Origin of the sequence: Bradyrhizobium sp. HKCCYLS1011, from assembly GCF_051167795.1 — a bacterium.
Taxonomy (GTDB): Bacteria; Pseudomonadota; Alphaproteobacteria; order Rhizobiales; family Xanthobacteraceae; genus Bradyrhizobium.
Map to the genome: position 1 here is coordinate 55,963 of NZ_JBNPTT010000006.1, position 18,343 is coordinate 74,305.

16 protein-coding genes are annotated in these 18,343 nt (G+C 65.7%); 6 read left to right on the forward strand and 10 right to left on the reverse strand.

Annotation, left to right across the window (positions count from 1 at the left end; translation table 11 throughout):
• Positions 1 to 3 precede the first annotated feature (3 nt).
• From ACQR1W_RS20825 to ACQR1W_RS20840, 4 genes are all read right to left on the reverse strand, one after another.
• Positions 4 to 1,428, reverse strand: a complete 1,425-nt coding sequence (locus ACQR1W_RS20825; protein WP_434852550.1) for a TolC family protein — start codon at positions 1,426 to 1,428, stop codon at positions 4 to 6.
• 11 nt (positions 1,429 to 1,439) lie between these two features.
• Positions 1,440 to 1,727, reverse strand: a complete 288-nt coding sequence (locus ACQR1W_RS20830; protein ID WP_434852551.1) for a hypothetical protein — start codon at positions 1,725 to 1,727, stop codon at positions 1,440 to 1,442.
• Positions 1,728 to 1,790: 63 nt separating this feature from the next.
• Positions 1,791 to 2,228, reverse strand: a complete 438-nt coding sequence (locus tag ACQR1W_RS20835) for a hypothetical protein (RefSeq protein ID WP_434852552.1) — start codon at positions 2,226 to 2,228, stop codon at positions 1,791 to 1,793.
• Positions 2,229 to 2,494: 266 nt separating this feature from the next.
• Positions 2,495 to 2,794 carry an ArsR/SmtB family transcription factor gene (locus ACQR1W_RS20840; RefSeq protein WP_434852553.1) on the reverse strand — a complete coding sequence of 100 codons (300 nt, stop codon included), beginning with the start codon at positions 2,792 to 2,794 and terminating at the stop codon, positions 2,495 to 2,497.
• Between the two features lie 66 nt (positions 2,795 to 2,860).
• On the opposite strand from ACQR1W_RS20840, the gene ACQR1W_RS20845 reads away from it, so the two are divergent.
• The gene (locus tag ACQR1W_RS20845) at positions 2,861 to 3,814 is read left to right on the forward strand and encodes a threonine/serine dehydratase (RefSeq protein WP_434852554.1); all 954 of its coding nucleotides are present in this window, start codon (positions 2,861 to 2,863) and stop codon (positions 3,812 to 3,814) included.
• Between the two features lie 91 nt (positions 3,815 to 3,905).
• Positions 3,906 to 5,162, forward strand: coding sequence for an MFS transporter (locus tag ACQR1W_RS20850; RefSeq protein WP_434852555.1), 1,257 nt, complete (start codon positions 3,906 to 3,908; stop codon positions 5,160 to 5,162).
• A 53-nt stretch (positions 5,163 to 5,215) separates the two neighbouring features.
• Here the strand turns inward: ACQR1W_RS20850 and ACQR1W_RS20855 are convergent, their stop codons facing one another.
• From ACQR1W_RS20855 to ACQR1W_RS20880, 6 genes are all read right to left on the reverse strand, one after another.
• Positions 5,216 to 6,811 carry a gamma-glutamyltransferase family protein gene (locus tag ACQR1W_RS20855; protein ID WP_434852556.1) on the reverse strand — a complete coding sequence of 532 codons (1,596 nt, stop codon included), beginning with the start codon at positions 6,809 to 6,811 and terminating at the stop codon, positions 5,216 to 5,218.
• 141 nt (positions 6,812 to 6,952) lie between these two features.
• A complete protein-coding gene (locus tag ACQR1W_RS20860; RefSeq protein ID WP_434852970.1) occupies positions 6,953 to 7,336 on the reverse strand; it encodes a RidA family protein in 384 nt (127 codons plus the stop codon).
• Between the two features lie 138 nt (positions 7,337 to 7,474).
• The gene (locus tag ACQR1W_RS20865) at positions 7,475 to 9,805 is read right to left on the reverse strand and encodes an acetamidase/formamidase family protein (protein ID WP_434852557.1); all 2,331 of its coding nucleotides are present in this window, start codon (positions 9,803 to 9,805) and stop codon (positions 7,475 to 7,477) included.
• A 131-nt stretch (positions 9,806 to 9,936) separates the two neighbouring features.
• Positions 9,937 to 11,178 (reverse strand): acetamidase/formamidase family protein, encoded by a 1,242-nt coding sequence (locus tag ACQR1W_RS20870; protein ID WP_434852558.1) that lies wholly within the window; start codon positions 11,176 to 11,178, stop codon positions 9,937 to 9,939.
• Between the two features lie 58 nt (positions 11,179 to 11,236).
• A complete protein-coding gene (locus tag ACQR1W_RS20875; protein ID WP_434852559.1) occupies positions 11,237 to 12,859 on the reverse strand; it encodes an amino acid ABC transporter permease/ATP-binding protein in 1,623 nt (540 codons plus the stop codon).
• Between the two features lie 253 nt (positions 12,860 to 13,112).
• Positions 13,113 to 14,003: an ABC transporter substrate-binding protein gene (locus ACQR1W_RS20880; RefSeq protein WP_434852560.1), complete on the reverse strand. Its 891-nt coding sequence runs from the start codon at positions 14,001 to 14,003 to the stop codon at positions 13,113 to 13,115.
• A 391-nt stretch (positions 14,004 to 14,394) separates the two neighbouring features.
• On the opposite strand from ACQR1W_RS20880, the gene ACQR1W_RS20885 reads away from it, so the two are divergent.
• From ACQR1W_RS20885 to ACQR1W_RS20900, 4 genes are read left to right on the forward strand one after another with little or no spacing between them, the layout of a single operon-like run.
• Positions 14,395 to 15,219, forward strand: a complete 825-nt coding sequence (locus tag ACQR1W_RS20885) for an ABC transporter permease (RefSeq protein ID WP_434852561.1) — start codon at positions 14,395 to 14,397, stop codon at positions 15,217 to 15,219.
• On the forward strand, positions 15,219 to 16,283 hold the full coding sequence (locus tag ACQR1W_RS20890) for an ABC transporter ATP-binding protein (protein ID WP_434852562.1): 1,065 nt from the start codon (positions 15,219 to 15,221) through the stop codon (positions 16,281 to 16,283). The genes ACQR1W_RS20885 and ACQR1W_RS20890 overlap by 1 nt, the downstream gene beginning before the upstream one ends.
• Positions 16,284 to 16,296: 13 nt before the next feature.
• A complete protein-coding gene (locus ACQR1W_RS20895) occupies positions 16,297 to 17,325 on the forward strand; it encodes an extracellular solute-binding protein (RefSeq protein ID WP_008967268.1) in 1,029 nt (342 codons plus the stop codon).
• Positions 17,326 to 17,335: 10 nt separating this feature from the next.
• Positions 17,336 to 18,166 carry an ABC transporter permease gene (locus ACQR1W_RS20900; RefSeq protein WP_434852563.1) on the forward strand — a complete coding sequence of 277 codons (831 nt, stop codon included), beginning with the start codon at positions 17,336 to 17,338 and terminating at the stop codon, positions 18,164 to 18,166.
• Positions 18,167 to 18,343: the final 177 nt, after the last annotated feature.

Here is an 18,343-nt window from a genome sequence, read left to right on the forward strand (position 1 = left end):
TTGTCAGTCGCTGCTCGGATCGCGTGCGCTCGCGGTCAGCTGCGGTGTGTTCTCGGATGCGCCGCTGCTGCCGCCATTGATGGCGGCGGAGAGCTCGGCCTGCGCCAGAAAGAAGTTGCTCATGGCGTCGATCGCAGCACGGCGAGAGGCGATCCGCTGGCGTGCCTCAACAAGCAGTGCGAAGACGTCGACCTGCATGCTGGAATAGCGCAGCTGCATCTCGTCGCTGATGATCTGCCGTAGTGGCAGCACTTCGCGCTGGTAGTGGCGCGCGATGTCGTAGGTCGAGCGGTAGCTGCGATAGGCGTCGCGGGCCTCCGAGCGGATGTTGACGGCCTTCTCGGTCAGGCGATTGAACGCGAGATTGTAGCTTTCGACCGCCTGCCGCATCCGGACCTCGCCGCCGTCGAAAATCGGAATCTGGAACTGCACGTCGACGCCGCGCTCGCTGAACTTGCGTCCGTCGGGGTCGCGGGTGGTGCGATCGATGCCGGCGAGGTCGAGCAGGTTCACGAAGCGCGTCGCCTCGGTGAGGCTGAGCGATTTCGCCAAGGCTGCGAGCTCGATGCGCGCGATCTGCAGGTCGATCCGGTGGCCGACGGCGTCGGCCTCGACCAACGGCTCGGTCAGCGGCTGCCGCGGCAGCTCGGGCAGGCGCTCAGGCAGGCGGAAGGCGAGGTCGTCGCCCCACAGACCCATGAGGCGCGTCAGCCGCTCGCGCGCGCTTGCAGCCGCCTGGCGGGCGGAGGCGAGCTCGGCCGTGGTCTCGGCGTAGAACACCTGCTCGCGGGCCTGATCGAGCCGGTTGAGCGCGCCGGTCTCGCCGAGCTTGCGCGCGAGCTGCGCGGTGGCCTCCGCGGCGGATTGCGCCTCGGTGAGCAGAGCGACGAGCTCGCTCGCGGCCACCGTGCGGACATAGGCGCGGCGCACATCGGTCGCGAGCCGCAACGTCGCCAGTGCCGCCTTGAGCTGCGCCTGATGGAAACGGTCGCGCGCGATCTCCGAGCGGGCGGGCAGGGTCGCAAGGGCCAGGATGTCACCCGCGACCTGGCGCTCGGCTTCGAACGCGCCGTCGCCGGAGATGTGGGAGAGCGAGAAGGTCGGGTTCGGCGGCAGGCTGTCCTGAACCAGATCGGCCTCGCTCAGCGCCAGCTCGTCATAGGCGGCCTGCAGGCCCTTGTTGTTGAGCAGCGCAAGCTGCACCGCCGCGTCCGCGTTGAGCGGACGCGCCAATAGGCGCCGGCTCGCGGCGCGCACGCGATCGCCATCCTCGGCCGCGCGCACAGCCGTCGCCTCTTTATTGATCGTGCGTTTCGTGACGTCGCCGACCACGCTCATGCCGCCGTCCGGCGAGAGCGAGGCACATCCGCCAAGCGCCAACGCCGCGGCGAGCGCCGTCGCTGGCGCCAGCCTGAAGATCCCGGTCATCGTTGGCGCTCCTAGCGATCGGATTCGGAGCGCGGCGCGACGGCGTCGTTGCGCTCGCGCCAGGACGTGGGCGCTGCCGGACGCAGGCTGCTATAGGGCGCGGTGATCGCGCGATACTGCACCGGCGCCACCCTGGCCGTAGCGTCAGCCGGATCGGCACCGCCGAGCGTCATTGCAGTTGGCATGCATCCGGCGGTGCCGATCGCCGCAGCGACGAGCGTCAGCATGGAGAGCGGAAGTGGCAGGCGGCCACGCGCCGCATACGCGGCAGCGCGCGTCGCCTTTGATGGCGATGACATGATTGGTCCTTTGATCTGTCGATGAACCGGCGCGGCCATCAGGCCGCACGCCGTGGCGTTCGTTCAGACCAGGACGATCGGTGGACGATAGAGCAGCGGCGGCGCGCGGCCGACCAGGCTCTGGTCGCCTTGCGTGACGCGCTCAGCAGTGGGGCGCAGCGGTGCGCTCAGGCCCGGCAGATCGGCAGCGATCCCGACCACGCACAGCGTCGCGCAGCAAGGGCCTGGCATCTTGCCGCCATCATGATGGTCGGCGGGCAGGGGCTGATCGGCCCGATCATGCGCATACCTGCCGTCATGATGGTGGAGCGCATGGTCGGCATCGAGATGCCCCATCACCTCGTGGCTCATCACGTCGTGAGCAGCCATCGCGTGATGGACCGCGACCGGAACCACATCGAAGCAGGGCTCTTCCACGTTGCCCAGCGCCATCGCGAAGCTCGGGCTGACCACGCAGAAGAGATAGGCCAGGACGACCAGGCGTCCCGCCAAAAACCTCATCCGCCGTGTCATTGCGAGCGACATCGCTTTCCAGACAATTCCCTGCCTTGCCGAGCCGAATCTAGCGGCAAAGCCGGGCGCCGCCAAGGGCCTGCGCCCGGCGGCGCTACTTATGCGGAGCTTCTGTTGCAGCAATGTGGCTTGAACATGAACGCCTCCGACGCGCTGTGTAGCCAGGCCGATGTGGCTGCCGCATGCGCAGCAGTTGTTGCCTTAAGCGCGCGTCGGTTGAGGTCGTCAAATCTTCGCGGGACATCGGAGCGATCCTACAGCCGACCGATCAGCTGTTTCGCAGCTTTCAGCCCGACCTCGTCGCGCTTGTAGAACGTCCAGCCCTTGGCGCGCTTGGCCTTGACCAGCCCCGCTGTCGTCAGCACCCGCATATGCTCGCTCAGGGTCGGGGCCGAAATGCCGAGCTTCTCGGCGATCGAGATGCCGCACACGCCGTCTCGGACCAGATCGCCATCGGCCTGCGGCGGAAAATGTCGGCGCGGCTCGCGCAGCCAGGCGAGGATCTGCAGCCGCTTGCCATTGGCCAGCGCACGGAACGTCACGTCAGGAGCCATTTTGTGACTTTGCCAAATGGCTAATTCATGTCAAGAGAGGCGGAAGGCAATTTGAGGAGGTGCGGCATGGCGGATGTCGCGAAAGCGGTGGATCGGCAGGGTATCGCGACGACTTATGAGCTGATCCGGCCGCATATCCGTCAGACCCCGCTGATCACGGTTGCCGGCGAGGACTTCGGCCTGCCGACATCGTCGCTGCGGCTGAAGCTCGAATTCATGCAGCATGCAGGCTCGTTCAAGCCGCGCGGCGCCTTCGCCAATCTGCTGACGCGCGATGTCCCCGCAGCCGGAGTGGTCGCGGCCTCCGGCGGCAATCATGGTGTCGCGGTGGCGTTTGCGGCCAACCGTCTGGGCAAGAAGGCCGCGATCTTCGTGCCGACCATCGCGTCGCGCTCGAAGATCGAGATGATCACGCGCCATGGCGCCGAGATCCATGTCGGCGGCGATCGTTATGCCGATGCGCTGGCGGCGAGCGAGAGGCATGTTGCGGCCAGCGGCGCGGTTGCGATCCACGCCTTCGATCAAGCCGAGACCATGCTGGGGCAGGGCTCGGTCGGGCTCGAGATCGAGCGCGACGCTCCCGAGATCGACACGCTGCTGGTCGCCGTCGGCGGCGGCGGGCTGATCGGAGGCATCGCGGCCTGGTATGAGGGACGCATCAAGATCGTCGCAGTCGAGTCCGACGGCGCGCCGACCTTGCGCGACGCGCTGGCGGCAGGCCGTCCGGTCGATGCGCCCGCGGGCGGCATTGCGGCCGACAGTCTGGCGCCGAGACGGATCGGTGAGCGGGTGTTTCCGCTCGCCCGCGAATTTGTCGCCCCCGATGTCGTGCTGGTGCGTGACAAGGATATCCGCGCCGCGCAGCGTGTCTTGTGGGCGAACTTGCGGGTTGTCACCGAACCCGGCGGCGCAGCCGCCTTCGCCGCGCTGTTGTCAGGCGCTTATCGCCCCGAACGTTCCGAGCGCGTCGCGGTGCTGCTCTGTGGCGCCAACACCACGGCGGTGAATTTCGACGAGTGAGCTTGCCCCGCACCGTCGCCAGATCAAGCGCGTGTTGCAGTGCTTCTGCATGCTCACCTTGCACTGCTGGCGATTGACCGCAAATCCATTGATGACGAAGTTCTTCGCCGTGCACGTCCATCTGAATCACCATCAGGAAACGCCCAGCTTCACCCCTGATTCGCGTCAGGCATGGGTCAGGCTCGGCCTTGCGCTGCTGATCGCCTCGATCGGCGGCGCCGGCATGTGGTCGGTCGTGGTCGTGCTGCCGGCCGTGCAGGCCGAATATGCGGCGAGCCGTGCCGCGGTGTCGCTGGCCTACACGCTCACCATGTTCGGCTTCGGCCTCGGCGGCGTGATCATCGGCCGCATCACCGATCGTTTCGGCATCGTGACGGCCATGGCTCTGAGCATTGCCTGCACCGGCATGTCCTACGTGCTCGTGGGTCTCTCCACGACACTCTGGCAGTTCCAGGCGGTCTATTTCCTGATTGGGCTCGGCGCGTCAGCGACCTTCGCGCCGCTGATGGCGGAAGCCTCGCACTGGTTCGACCGCTATCGCGGGCTTGCCGTCACCATCGTCGCCGCCGGAAATTATGTCGCGGGCACAGTGTGGCCGCCGATCGTGAATTACGGGACCCAGAGTGTGGGATGGCGCACCACGCACATCGCCATCGGCCTGTTCTGCGCGGCATCGATGACACTGCTCTTGGCGGTGTTGCGGGCGCGGATGAACGGCGTCGCCGCGCAAAGCCATGCGCGGGCGGCGCCGCCGCGGCTCGATCTCGGCATCTCGACCAATGCGCTGACGGTGCTGCTCTGCATCGCCGGCGTTGCCTGCTGCGTGGCGATGGCGATGCCGCAGGTCCATATCGTCGCCTATTGCGGCGATCTCGGCTATGGCGTCGCTGCCGGCGCCGAGATGCTGTCCCTGATGATGGGGTTCGGCATCGTCAGCCGCATCGGCTCCGGTTTCCTTGCCGATCGCATCGGCGGGTTGCGCACCTTGCTGGTCGGTTCGCTGGCGCAGGGCTTTGCGCTCAGCTTCTATCTGTTCTTCGACGGCTTGAGCTCGCTCTACGTGATCTCCGCGATGTTCGGCCTGTTCCAGGGCGGCATCGTGCCGAGCTATGCGATCATCATCCGCGAGACCATGCCGGCGCAGGAGGCCGCGACCCGGATCGGCATCGTCGTCTTCGCGACCGTGGTCGGCATGTCGTTCGGCGGCTGGATCTCGGGCGTGATCTTCGACGCGACCGGCTCCTATGCCGCCGCCTTCATCAATGGCGTCGCCTGGAACGGCCTCAATCTGGCGATTGTGCTGACGCTGTTGATGCTGGCGCGGCGTCAGCGGGCGGCGATGGCGTGACCCGGCGGACAAAGCTGGATTGCTTCGGGCGCGTCGTAATGACGATACCAGCCCTACGCCTCAGCCACCGCATCGCCCCAGGCATGGAAGATCTCGGTGGCGCCGCTGTTGGTGTCGCCATCGCGCAGCACGAGGCTCGGGCAGGCGAATTTGAGCGGCAGCGTCTGCACCGGCGCCTGTTCGACGTCGAACCTGGATTTCAGCGCCGATAATGCATCCGCTGACAGTCGCGTATCCGCGCCGACGATGTCGCCCTCGCTGGCATCAATGCGCGGCTGGTGGATCGCACGATTCAGATCCATGCCGAAATCCATCACGAAGGACAGCATCTGCGTCACCGCGGGAAGGATGCGGCGGCCGCCGGAGGCGCCCAGCGCAAGCCGCCTTCCGTCGGGGGCTTCGGCCACTACCGGCGTGTAGTTGGTCAGGCAGCGCTTGCCGGGTTCAAGCGAGTTGGTCGTGCCCGGGGCCGGGTCGAACCACATGATGCCGTTGTTCATCATGATGCCGCTCTGCGAGGTTTGGAATTTCGAGCCGAAGGTCGAGAGCAGGGTCTGCGTCACCGAGGCCATGTTGCCGTCGCGATCGACCACCGAATAATGCGTGGTGCAGGTCGGCGCGAGATATTCGGCGCCGAGCGCGCGACGTCCGTCGGCATCGCCCATGCCATTGAGCCGCTCCCGATAGGCGGCCTGCAAGGCCTCCACGTAAGCGAGGTAAGTGGCAGGATCGGGTGCGCCGCGCGAGGGCTGCAGGTTCGCTTGCAGAAGCCGCAGCGTCTGCGCGAGCGTGGGGCCTGCGGTGAGTTCGGGTGTCGCGAACACCGTGCCGCCGCGATAGGGGATTTTCAGCGGCTCGCGGAGATGCGCCTTGAAGTTTGCGAGATCTTCGACCGAGAGCCCGCCGCCGGCGGCCTCGATGTCGCGCGCGATCGAGCGGGCCAGGTCGCCCTGGTAGAAATCGCGGGCGCCGGCGGCGGCGAGGTGCGCCAGTGTCGCCTTCAGTTCCTGCTGTGACAGCCGCACCACCGATTTGACGCCCCATTGCGGGTTCGGCGGCAGGCCGTCCTTCAAATAGGTCGTGGCGCTGGCCGCGTAGCGGCGCAGATCGGCGGCGGCACTCGAGATCATCACCGTGGTCCACCAGTCGACCAACAGGCCCTCGCCGGCGAGCGTCACGCTCGGTGCGACCAGCTCCTGCCACGACAGCTTGGCGTAGCGCTGGTGCGCCGCCTCCATGCCGGCGACCACGCCGGGCACCGCGATCGCGCCGGGGCCGTGCAGATTGCGGTCGTCCTTGACCCGCGCCCAGGGAAAAATGTCGGCAGCGACCGTGCCGTCGCCTACAAGCGGATAATCCGCCACGCGCAGGCTGTCCGGCGCGCGCATGCCGTAGTCGATCACCTCGACACGATTCTCTTTGGCGCGGTACAGCACCATAGCGCCGCCGCCGCCGATGCCGCTCATCCAGGGCTCGAGCACGCCGAGCGCAAAGCCGGTCGCCACCACCGCATCGACGCAGTCGCCACCGGCCGCCAGCACATCAGCACCGATCTCTGCCGCATGTCGCGACTGCGCAGCGACAATGCCGCCCTTCGAGCTGACCGCGGGCTTTCTGATCTCTTGGCGGCGGGAGAACTGGTTCGGCATGGAGACTTCCTCACGACATCATTGTCGTGAGCGAATTGACATCGCGCCACGGCGCGAGGCAATCGGCGAAAGGGTCTGGCACCTGCGACCTCAGCGAATGGTCGACACCTCCCTCGGTTACCGTATATTTACCAGTCGCTGCTATGGTCGTTTGCAGACCAGATCGATCTCGATCAGCGCGTCATAAGCGAGACCGGTGACCCCGACGCAGGTGCGGGCAGGCAAGCGGTCCGCGGGGAAGAACGAGCGGTAGGTTTCATTCATTGCCGCGTAATCCTGCTTGAAGCGCGTCAGGTAAATCCGAGCCATCACAATATGTTCGAGGCCGAGGTTGAGACCTTGGAGGATGTACTTCAAGTTCTGCATCACTGTCTTCGTCTGATCGATGATGCCCTCCGGCAGCACGCCCGGCGCCTCCGGTGAGTCCGGCATCTGTCCGGTGACGAAGACGAAGCCGTCCGTCTCCACCGCATGGCTGAACGGGGCAACGGGCCTGGTCGCGCCCGCGATCATGTGGAACTGCATGGTGTGGATCCTTCTTGCCTGAATGAATGTGTGGGGTGGGCAAAGCGGCGCCGTCAGGCGGTGCGTGCCCACCATGCTGCGGGGCACTGATCAGCGGTGGGCACGCTTCGCTTTGCCCACCCTACGACCAGCCTGAAATCAGCTGACATCCTCGAACAGCCGTTTGCTCAGGATCGCGTGCACGCCCCAATTGCCGTCGACCACTTGCGTGACGCCGAAATCGACCGCGGCCGACATCAGCGCGACCGCCTCGTCCTCGCTGAGCCCTTTGACGTGCATCAGGAACCGGCGCATTTTGCGGAAGGCATCCTTCATCGCGAGGTCGAGCGAGGACGTGGCATAGACCTCGCTCTGGCCCTGCGCGCCGAACTCGGCGAGATAGTTCGGGTGGCTGAAGCCGGTCAGCACCCAGTCGGTCGCCGTCTCGATCAGCGGATAGGTGAGGTCGGCAAACGGCTTGCCAGCGAGCTGCCCCTTCTTGTGCAGGATCACCTGGAACGTGCCCGTCATCGAGCATTCGATCGCGGTGCCGGAGAGTTCGCCGTCGCCTTGGGTCGCATGGGGATCGCCGACCGAGAGCAGCGCGCCGGGCACCGCGACCGGCAGATAGACCGTCGATCCCTTGCCGAGCCGCCAATTGTCGAGATTGCCGCCGAAATAAGAGGGCGGGATCGAGTCGACGAAATCGAGTTCGCGCGGCGCCACCGCGATCACCCCGAAATGCGGCCGCAGCGGAACCCGGACGTGATCGAGCACGCCGTGGCGGCGCTTGACGCTGCCGGGCGCAACGGGGACGCCGGGGTAGTCGTAGGTCGCGTGCACCACGCCGAACGGATCGGTCTGCGGTTCCCAGCGGTAGGAATAGAGCGCGCGGGCATGGGGCTCGGCCTCGTCGGCGAAGATCTCGTAGATCGTCACGGCCTCGCGCGGATTGGGGCCGGCCAGCAGCTCACTGTAGTGATAGCCCCACCACGCGGCGACGCTGGAGCCGAACACGCGGCCGGCATAGTCGGCGCTGCGGCTCGGCCGCGGCACGATGTCGAGGATGCGCACCTCCAGTACGTCGCCCGGCTGCGCATCCTTGACCGCGACCGGGCCGGTGCAGATATGCACGCCAAAACCTTCGCCGGCCCCGCGCCCGAACACGCTGGCATCCATCGGGCCGGCGCCGCGCCGGTCGACGTTCTTTTTGGTGCTGGTCCAGCCGAACACGCTCTCCGCGCCGGCATCGCCTGAGATCATGCGCGCGGGATCGTCGGAGGCGTGCTGCGTCAAGGTTTCGATCGTGATGGTGTCGCCGGATGCGATCTCGCACTGCGGAGGCAGCGAACGGCTGAAATAGCCCCAATGCACGCGGTCGGCTGACACGGCGAGATGGTGCCGCTGCTGCGCCGCGGCCAGATCGTTGGCCTGCGCCGGCAGCATGGTCTGGCCTTTCGCGGGCGCGACCTGATGCGCGCGCAATTGCGCCAGGGCCTGATGCGGCCAGCCGCGCTGGCCGCGCGGTGCGGCGGCCGCGCTGGTCCGCCCGGCCTGCTGCTGCCGGAACTCGCGCGGCGACAGGCCGAAACGCTGGCGGAAGCTGCGGCTGAAATGCGCGGAATCGGCAAAGCCGCAGCGGTAGGCGATCTCCGAGATCGAGTGGTGCGCTTCGGTCGGGTTGGACAGATCGGCGAGTGCACGCTGCAGCCGGCGCTCGCGCACATAATGACTGAAATTGTCGCCGGCACCTTCGAACAGTTTCTGCAGGTAGCGCTCGGAAATGCCTTCCGCCTGCGCGATCCGCGCGGGTGTCAGCTCGGCGTCGTCGAGCCGGCGTTCGATGGTCTGACAGATGCGGTGCAGGGTGGCGGCCTGGGTCGCGCTGTTGCAGGCATCCTTGACGGACGCCGCCTGCTGGTGCGCCAGCGTGAGCAACAGGTCGACAAGGCTTTGCGCGACCGTGCTCCATTCGGCATCGGTCAGGCTTTCAAGCGATCGCGCGGTGGCCGCCAGCGTGCCGCAGAAGATTTCGGCGAGACCGTTCGGTGGGATGACATGAGGCTTGGTGAACTCGAGCTTGCCGATCATGCGGCCGTGCAGCGCATCCGATGTCACCGACAATGCGATCGCGCGCAGGTCACGCTGGAAGCCGATGCTGCAATCCCCGCCGCGGGGCAGCAGCAGCAAATGCCCGGCCGGCACGATGCGATGGCCCTCGGTGCTCTTCAGCACGGCGCCATCCTCAGTCACGAGCAGCGCGATCGGCAGATCCTCATGGTTGTGAGGCAGCGGCGCCACGACTTGCGCACCTGCCGCCAGCCGTGACAGCGCGAGGCCCGGCGCGTTGCGGTGCGAGGCGGTCGCATGCCCGTCATAGAAAGATGACTTGGCCGCCGGCTGCAGCCCGGCCGCGTTCAGGACATCGCGCCACGCTTCAGGGCGCTCGTCCTGCGCATAGGATTCGCTGGTGAAGGGGCGAAAACTCATGACACGACCCGGGTTGCGGAATGCGAAGCAACCCCCGTGCCAGACGAGTTCGACTGTTCGCCGCCACGGCGGCGTCATGATGACGCTCATATCCCCCGCCGCTGGTCCAAAAGAGCCTTCAGCCCGGTGCACTACTCACATCGGAACACGCTCTTGCGGATGGTGCCGTGCACGCCCCAATTGGCGTCGACCACCTGGGTGACGCCAAAATCGGCACCGACCGACATCAGTGAGATCGCCTCGTCCTCGCTCAAACGATGGACCGTCATCAGGAAGCGCCGGAGCTTGCGGAACGCATCGCGCATGGCGCGATCAAGGCTCGAATGGTTGGCGATCTCGGTTTGCGCACTGGCGCCGAGCTCGGCGAGGTAGTTGGGATAGGTAAAACCGTACACCGACCACGCCTGAGCAGTTTCCAGCAGGGGATGGGTGAGGCCTTCGAGAGGCGTGCCGCCGAGATCGTTGTTCTTGTGGAGGATGAACTCGAAGTCGCCGGTCAGTGACGTCTCGATCGCGGTGCCGCCGAGCTCGCTGTCGCCCTGCGCCGCATGCGGATCGCCCACGGAGAAATAGGCGCCGGGCACGGCGACCGGATAATACATCCGCGCGCCCTTGCCGATCCGCCAGTCGTCGATGTTGCCGCCGCTATAGCCTGGCGGAATCGAGGAGACGAAATCGGCTTCCGATGGCGCCAGCCCCATGGTGCCGAAATGCAGCCGCGCCGGCACCCTGATGTCGGGCAGGATGTTCTCGCGCTTGGTGATGGTGGCGTGATCGACGCGCACGCCGGGATAGTCGATGGTCGCGTGCACGATGCCGTCGGGGTCGGTCTGCGGCGTCCAGACGTAATTGTAGACCGCCTTGGCATAAGGCTCGCCCGCTGTGTCGAGCTCGAAGATGGTGATGACCTCGCGCGGCTTCGGCTCCTCGATCAGGTCGTGATAGTGGAAGCCCCAATTGGCGGCGACATTGGAGCCGAAGCATTTGCCGGCATGGCAGCCGCACTGGCTCGGTCGCGGCCTGATGTCCAGGATGCGGACCTCCAGCACGTCGCCGGGCTCGGCGCCTTCGATCGCGACAGGACCGGTAAGCAGATGCACGCCGAGACCTTCGCCGGAGCCGCGGACGAACGGGCCTTGGGTCGGACCCGCGCCGCGGCGCGCCACCGCCTTGTGCTCGCGGGTCCAGGCGAACACGCTCTCGGCGCCGGGATCGTCCTTGATCATGCGCTCATAGTCGTCATTGGCGTGATGGGTGAGCGTCTCGATGGTGGCGCGATCGCCGGAGCGCAAGGTCAGCGCCGGGGCGACCACTTTGCTGAAATAGCCCCAGTGAACGGTTTTCGGTGACACCGGCAACAGGTGATGTCTCATGCAAGGGCCTCTTTGCAGCTGGGACGCGAGATCATTGATGTTGATGTGAAGGATGAGTTCATGCCACGGCGTCCTTCTGCCGTTCGGCATCCATCACCGACAGAAAGCGCGCAGTCAGTGGATGGCGCGGATGGGACAGCACCTGGTGTGCCGGGCCTTGCTCCAGGATCACGCCGCCGTTGAGGAAGGCGACGCGGTCGGCGACCTCGTCGGCAAAGCGGATCTGATGCGTCGAGATGATCATGGTGAGCCCGTCGTCGATCGCGAGCCGCCGAATCACCTCCAGCACTTCGTTGACCAGTTCGGGGTCGAGCGCCGAGGTCGGCTCGTCCAGCAGCAGGACGCTCGGGTTCGGCGCAAGCGCGCGCGCGATCGCCACGCGCTGCTGCTGGCCGCCTGAGAGATGGCGCGGCAGCGCATCGGCGCGATGGCTGAGCCCGACACGTTCCAGCAATTCGCCGGCGCGGCGCTCGGCCTCGAAGCGGCCGAGGCCATGAACCCAGCGCAGGGGACCGGCGACGTTTTCCTTCGCGGTGAGATGAGCAAACAGGTTGAACTGCTGGAACACCATGCCGACGCCGACATTGGCACGCTCATTGGCAATGGCGCGCGGCGACAGCTTCCTGCCGTCGTCGCCGAAGCCGAGCCGGCGGCCGCCGACGCGGATCTCGCCGGCCTCCCAATGCTCCAGATGATTGATACAGCGGAGCAGGGTGCTCTTGCCCGAGCCGCTCGGACCCAGCAGCGCGACCACCTCGCCGATGCGCACCGTGAGATCGAGGCCATCGAGGACGGGATGGCCGTGATAGCTCTTGCGCAGATCCTTCACCTCGACCGCGATGTTGTTGCGGGCGATGGTGGCGGCGCGCCTGGCGCGATCCTCGCTGGTCAGCGCAAGCGGCGGCGTCTCCTTCAGCTCGGCCGGCTGAGGCCCCGCGGTCCTAGCGGCGGTCTGCTCGGCGAGCTTCAGCTTGGTCGCGAGATCGACGCGGCACCAAGGCAGATAATCCGCCAGCTGGCGCTTGCGGCTGGCGCGGTCGAGATCGAGCAGCCATTCCAGCGCGAGCTGGATCGCGCTGACCGCGCCGGTCAGCACCAGATAGATCAGGCCGGAGGCGAAGAAGATCGAGAAGAAGTCGAAGGTGGAGGAGGCGAGCTGGGTCGAGCGTAGTGTCAGCTCCTGCACTGCGATCACGGAGGCGAGCGAGGAGTTTTTCAGTGCGCTGACCGCTTCGTTGCCGAAGGCCGGGATCATGGTGCGGATCGCTTGCGGCGCAATGATCCGCCGCATCAACACGCCAGGTGTCATGCCGAGCGCTTGCCCGGCAAGCAGCTGGCCGCGATCGACGCCGAGCACGCCGGCGCGCAGCATCTCCGCGATGAAGGGCGCTTCGTTGCAGGCGAGCGCGAGGCCTGCGGCGAGCACCGCCGGCAGCTTGATGCCGATATGCGGCAGCGCGTCGTAGGCGAACACCATCTGCAGGATCAGCGGGGTGCCGCGGAAGATCACGGTGTAGCCGCGCGCCAGAGCCGAGAGCAGCCAGAAGCGGCTGAGCTGCATGCCCGCGAGAATCAGGCCGAGGACCAGGCCGCCGATCAACCCGAGCGCCGTGACCTGCAGGGTCAGCTCGATGCCCTGCAGCAGGTACGGCATGCTGAGATAGTGCAGGAACAGGGACATCGATCAGTTCGCGCGGTGAGATAGGGCTCGCCAGTTACGGCGACGGAAGTTCACCTCTCCCCGCTTGCGGGGAGAGGTCGACCGCACGAAGTGCGGGCGGGTGAGGGGGTACAGGTCTAACGACTTGCACCGATCGGGCGTCTGCCTCTCACCCCAACCCTCTCCCCGTAAGAACGGGGAGAGGGGGCGCACTGCATTCGTGGAGCGGTTCGCGGTCAATCAACGCCGCTTCCATCGATCGAAGCTCACTTTCTCAATCCGCGGTCAGGATGTCCGGCTCCTTGAAGTTGGCCGGATCGAGCTCCCACTTCTTCAAGAGCTCCTGGTGAATGCCGGCCTTCTGCACCTCGATCAGCGCCGCCAGCACCGCGTCGCGGAATTTCGGCTTGTCCTTCGGCACGGCGATGCCGACCGAATAGGGGATGGTCACCGCGATCGCCTTCTCGAGCTTGTCGGGATAGGCCTTGACGGCCTGGTCCACCGTGTTGACGTCGTTGATGTAGGTGTCGGCACGCCCCGCCAGGATCGCCTGGATGCAGTTGGCGTTGTTGTCATAGAGCTGCAAGGTCGGCTCCGGCTTGCCGGCTTCCTTGCATTTCGGCCCCATGTCCTGCACCAGCGGCACCTCGACGAAGCCGGTATTTTCGGCCGCAGCTGCGCCGCACAGCGTGAGGTCGATGCCGTGGATACCCTTCGGATTGCCCTTGGCCACCAGCACGCCATCGAACACCTTGGAATAGGTGATAAAATCGGCGGCCTTGGCGCGCTCCTTGGTGGCATAGATATCGGAGATCACGATGTCGGCCTGGCCGCTTGCGAGCGTGGTCAGCAATGCCGCGAACACCACCGGCTTGTAGGTCAGCGCGAAACCGAGGCAGTCGCCGATCGCCTCGCCGAGATCGATGTCGAAGCCGACATATTTGCTCGGGTCCTTGGGATCGATCGCCTCATAACCCGGCGTATGCGGGTTGATCGCATTCGTGAGCGTTTTGCCCTTCCAGTCCGGATATTTCTCTTGCAGCGCCGCGCAGCCCGCAGGCGTCGCGGCTTGCGCCTCGATCGGCGTCAACAGTCCCGCCGCGATCACGGCGCCGAGCGCGGCCAGCCCCGCGCGGCGCGCCTTGGTGAAAAGCCATTTCTGCATTTGCCAGCTCCTTCGAAACGGTCGTGGTCGCGTGGTCCGGCGACACTGTGGTGCGTCGCCGCGGCCCAGGCTCGAAGGAAGCTTACGGGTGCGTGCACGCGGAAGACTTGTCCACGGGCGCACAAAATGTTGCAAAGTGCCGGCGCAAGAATTGAGCAGGGCGTGCCCAAAAACTGTCCGCGATACCGAGCGGAGATCGGATGGAGGTTCGTGCTTGCGGTGAAGCCGCGCAACGATGCGCGTACTGATCGTTGTCGCGCGCGCCATGCTGTGATGCAAATGTGCACCGCGATAGTTCGAGCAGTGGGCTTGGCGCGCGCGTGGCGGCCGACTACGATGCCGCCGCTCAAGCTCGAGCATCTGGGGCTATCTCGTTGGTAAGGTGTCCATAATGATGTTCCGTTTAACGGAACAGCCGTCGGTTGGCCGCGTCCTGATGCGGACACTGATTGCACTCGCCTATCTCATCATCTTCGCGCCCGTGGTGATGATCGTGGTCACGAGCTTCTTCGCGCAGGAGCTGATCAGTTTCCCGCCGCCGGCGCTTTCCCTGGCATGGTACGCCAACGCATGGGCCAAGCCCGAATTCCTGCGCGGCCTGCTCACGAGCTTTCAGGTCGCCTTGCTCGCCGCCGCGATCGGGGTCCCGATCGGCACGGCAGCGGCGCTCGCGATCGTGCGCGGTGAATTTCCGGGACGCCAGGCCTTGAGTTCCTTCCTGCTCGCGCCGCTCGCCGTCCCCGGCGTGGTCGCCGGCTCCGGCCTCTATATGCTCTATGTGCTGGCCGAGGATTTCTTTGACCGCGATATCAAGGCGACCACCGAAGGGCTGGTGGCGGCGCACACGCTGCTCGCAATTCCCTGGACGGTGCGCCTGGTAGTCGCGAGCCTGCAAGGTCTCGACCGCAGAGCGGAAGAAGCGGCGGCAAACCTCGGCGCCAACCCCTTCACGGTGTTTCGCCGCATCACGCTGCCGATGATGCGGCCAGGCGTCGTGGCGGCCGCGATGTTCTCCTTCATCCAGAGTTTCGAGAATCTCGACCTCTCGATGCTGCTCGTCGGCCCCGGTCGGATCACACTCCCTGTCGCGATGCTGAACTATCTCGAATTCCGGATCGACCCGACGCTTGCCGCCGTAGCAACCGTCCAGATCACATTGGTTGGGCTGCTGATGGTGGTGACAGACCGCTTCGTCAAACTGTCCCGGGTCGTTTGATGTCTCGGTTGTCGCTTGAAAGACTCAGCAAGCGCTTCGGCACATCCGTTGCGGTCGATGAGCTGGATCTCACCATCCAGCAAGGTGAGCTGGTCGCGCTGCTTGGCCCCTCCGGCTGCGGCAAGACCACTACCTTGCGCATGGTCGCGGGCTTCCTGCCGCCGACCAGTGGGCGCGTCTTGTTCGATGCCGAGGATGTCACCCGGCAGCCGGCCTACAAGCGCGCGACCGGCATGGTGTTCCAGTCCTACGCGCTGTTTCCGCATATGACCGCGGCCGACAATGTCGGCTTTGGCCTGGAGATGCGCGGACTGAATGCGGCGGAACGCAAGGCGAGGATCGACGAGGCGCTCAAGCTCGTCCGCCTGTCGCATCTCGCCGACCGCTTGCCGCGCCAGCTCTCCGGCGGCCAGCAGCAGCGCGTGGCGCTGGCGCGGGCGCTGGTGATCAATCCGCGCATCTTCCTGCTCGACGAGCCCTTGTCCAATCTCGATGCCAAATTGCGCAGCGAGGTGCGGCTGGAGATCCGCGCGCTGCAGCAGCGCCTGGGTCTGACTACCCTGATGGTCACGCATGACCGCGAGGAAGCGCTGACCATGGCTGACCGCCTGGTCGTCATGGAGCGCGGTCGCGTGCGCCAGATCGGAACGCCGCAGCAGCTTTACGATACGCCGAAGGACGCCTTCGTCGCCGACTTCGTCGGGCGCTGCAACATCCTCTCGGGCCGCCGCGAGAGCGAAGCTCAATTTCGCACTGAAAGCGGGCTTGCGTTACCCGTCGACAGCGTCGCCGATGAATGCAAGGATGCCGATGCCTTTGCGCTGCGGCCGGAGCGGATCACGCTGCAGGCCGGCGGCACTGATGGTGTGCAGGGGCGGCTCAAGGCCGTCACCTATATGGGTCCACAGACCGAATACGTGGTCGCGGTCGGCGCAGAGACCCTGGTAGTGATCCGCCAGACGCCCAGCGCCGGCGAGCCGCTGGCGGCGCTGAGGCCCGAGGACACCGTGTCACTGCAATGGGACCGCAAGGCTCCGCGCCTTGTCCCGCAAACATCAGCATGAGTGAGAGGTCATCATGATTTCGCGACGCCATTTTCTCTCTGCCACCGCCGGCGCTGCGGCGCTGGCCTCCGCTCTCCCTGCGCGCGCGGAAACCGGCCAGATCGTGGTCGGCACCTGGGGTGGCGACTATGGGCAGTTGCTCAGCGACATCATCGACAAGCCGATCCTGATCCCGAAGGGCTACGAGATCGTGCAGGACATCGCCAACAACGATCCGCGCAAGACCAAGCTGCTCGCCGAGCGGCAGAGCCGGCGCGGCTCCATGGATGTGGCGCTGCTGTCTGACAGCGACATGTACATCGTGGCGCAGTCCGGCACCTTCGATCCGATCGATCCCAAGCAGATGACGCGGCTCGACAAGGTGTTTCCGGAGCTCAAGAGCGACATCGCCATTCCGCACATCTATTCAGCGCAAGTGATCCTGTACAATACCAACCAGGTGAAGACGCCGCCGCAATCCTTCGCCGATCTCTGGGACCCGAAATGGCGCGGCCGCGTCGGCCTCGCCGACATTCTCTATCCCAACAACACGCTGGCCGCGGCGCTGGCTGGCGGCGGCGGCCCGTCCAATCTCGACCCAGCCGAAAAGAAGCTGATGGAATGGCGCTCGCTCGACGTGAAGATCTATCCGTCGAACGAGGCGCTCGCGGCAGCGCTGAAGTCGGAAGAGGTGTGGCTGACTACGATGTGGCTGGCCCGCGGCTTCATGTGGAAGAAGGCCGGCATTCCGCTCGCCCATGTGGTGCCGAAGGAGGGCGCGCCGGCAATCGTGTTCCAGGGCTCGGTGCCTAAGAACGCCAGGAACAAGCCGGGCGCGTTCGCCTATCTCGATGCGATGCTGGATGCGAAGGCCCAGGTCGCCTTCGCCGACAAGATGGGATACGTGCCGACGGTGTCGGATGCGGTGCTGCCGGAGGACCTGGCCGCGCAGGTCAGCCTCAATGAGACCGAGCGTGCCCGGCTGGTGAAGCCGGACTATGCCTATGCCGCCGGCCGCTCGCAGCGGACGATGGATTTCTGGAACAAGGACTTCAAGGGCTAATGAGGCCGTGATGGCGCTGCTGGTCGTCCCCGCCTGCCTGCTGGTGCTCGCGCTGCTGGTTGGGCCGATGATCCTGATGTTCCGGATCTCGCTCAACCAGTTCAGCCCGACCCAGCTGATGGTGCAGGCCTTCACGCCCGACAATTATATCAAGGCGGCGACCGACCCGTACTATCAGCAGATCATCGTCTCGACGCTCGGCATCGCGCTGTTCTGCACGCTGCTGACGCTCGTGCTCGCCTTTCCGGCGGCCTATTGGCTCGGCCGCATCGAGAGCCGCTGGAAGAGCCTGGCCGTGATCTCGACCCTGTTTCCGCTGCTGGTCGGTAACGTGGTGCGCTCGGCGGGATGGATGGCGCTGTTCTCGCGCGGCGGCCTGATCAACGTGACGCTGCTGAAGCTCGGTATCATTTCGGAGCCGCTGGAGATCATGTACACGCCGAAGGCAGTGATCATCGGCATCATCGCCGTGGTGCTGCCCTACATGATCTTGACCATCGCCTCCGTGATCGAGAGCATTCCGCGCGATCTCGAAGATGCCGCTGCCAATCTCGGCGCCTCGGGCTTGCGCGTGTTCTGGCGGGTGATCCTGCCCTTGTCGGCGCCCGGCGTCGCGGCGGGCTCGATCCTGGTGTTCGTGCTGTGCATGAACACCTATGCAACGGCGGTGCTTCTCGGCGGCCCCAAATTCAAGATGATGGCGCCGGCGGTGTACGACCAGTTCGTGCGCGGCAACAACTGGCCCATGGGCGCCACGCTCGCCTTCATGCTGCTGGCGGTGACGATGGCCTTCACGGTGTTCGGCAGCGTGGCTTTCGCGCGGCGGTACAGGACGGCGTAAGTGAATAGAGTCACGATATCACGGCGCAATCGCTGCAACCTCACCCCGCTTGCGGGGAGAGGTCGGACGGCATCGAAGATGACATCCGGGTGAGGGGGTACAGGTCCGACCACTCGCACTTCTCGTGCGTCTGCCCCTCACCCCAACCCTCTCCCCGTAAGAACGGGGAGAGGGAGT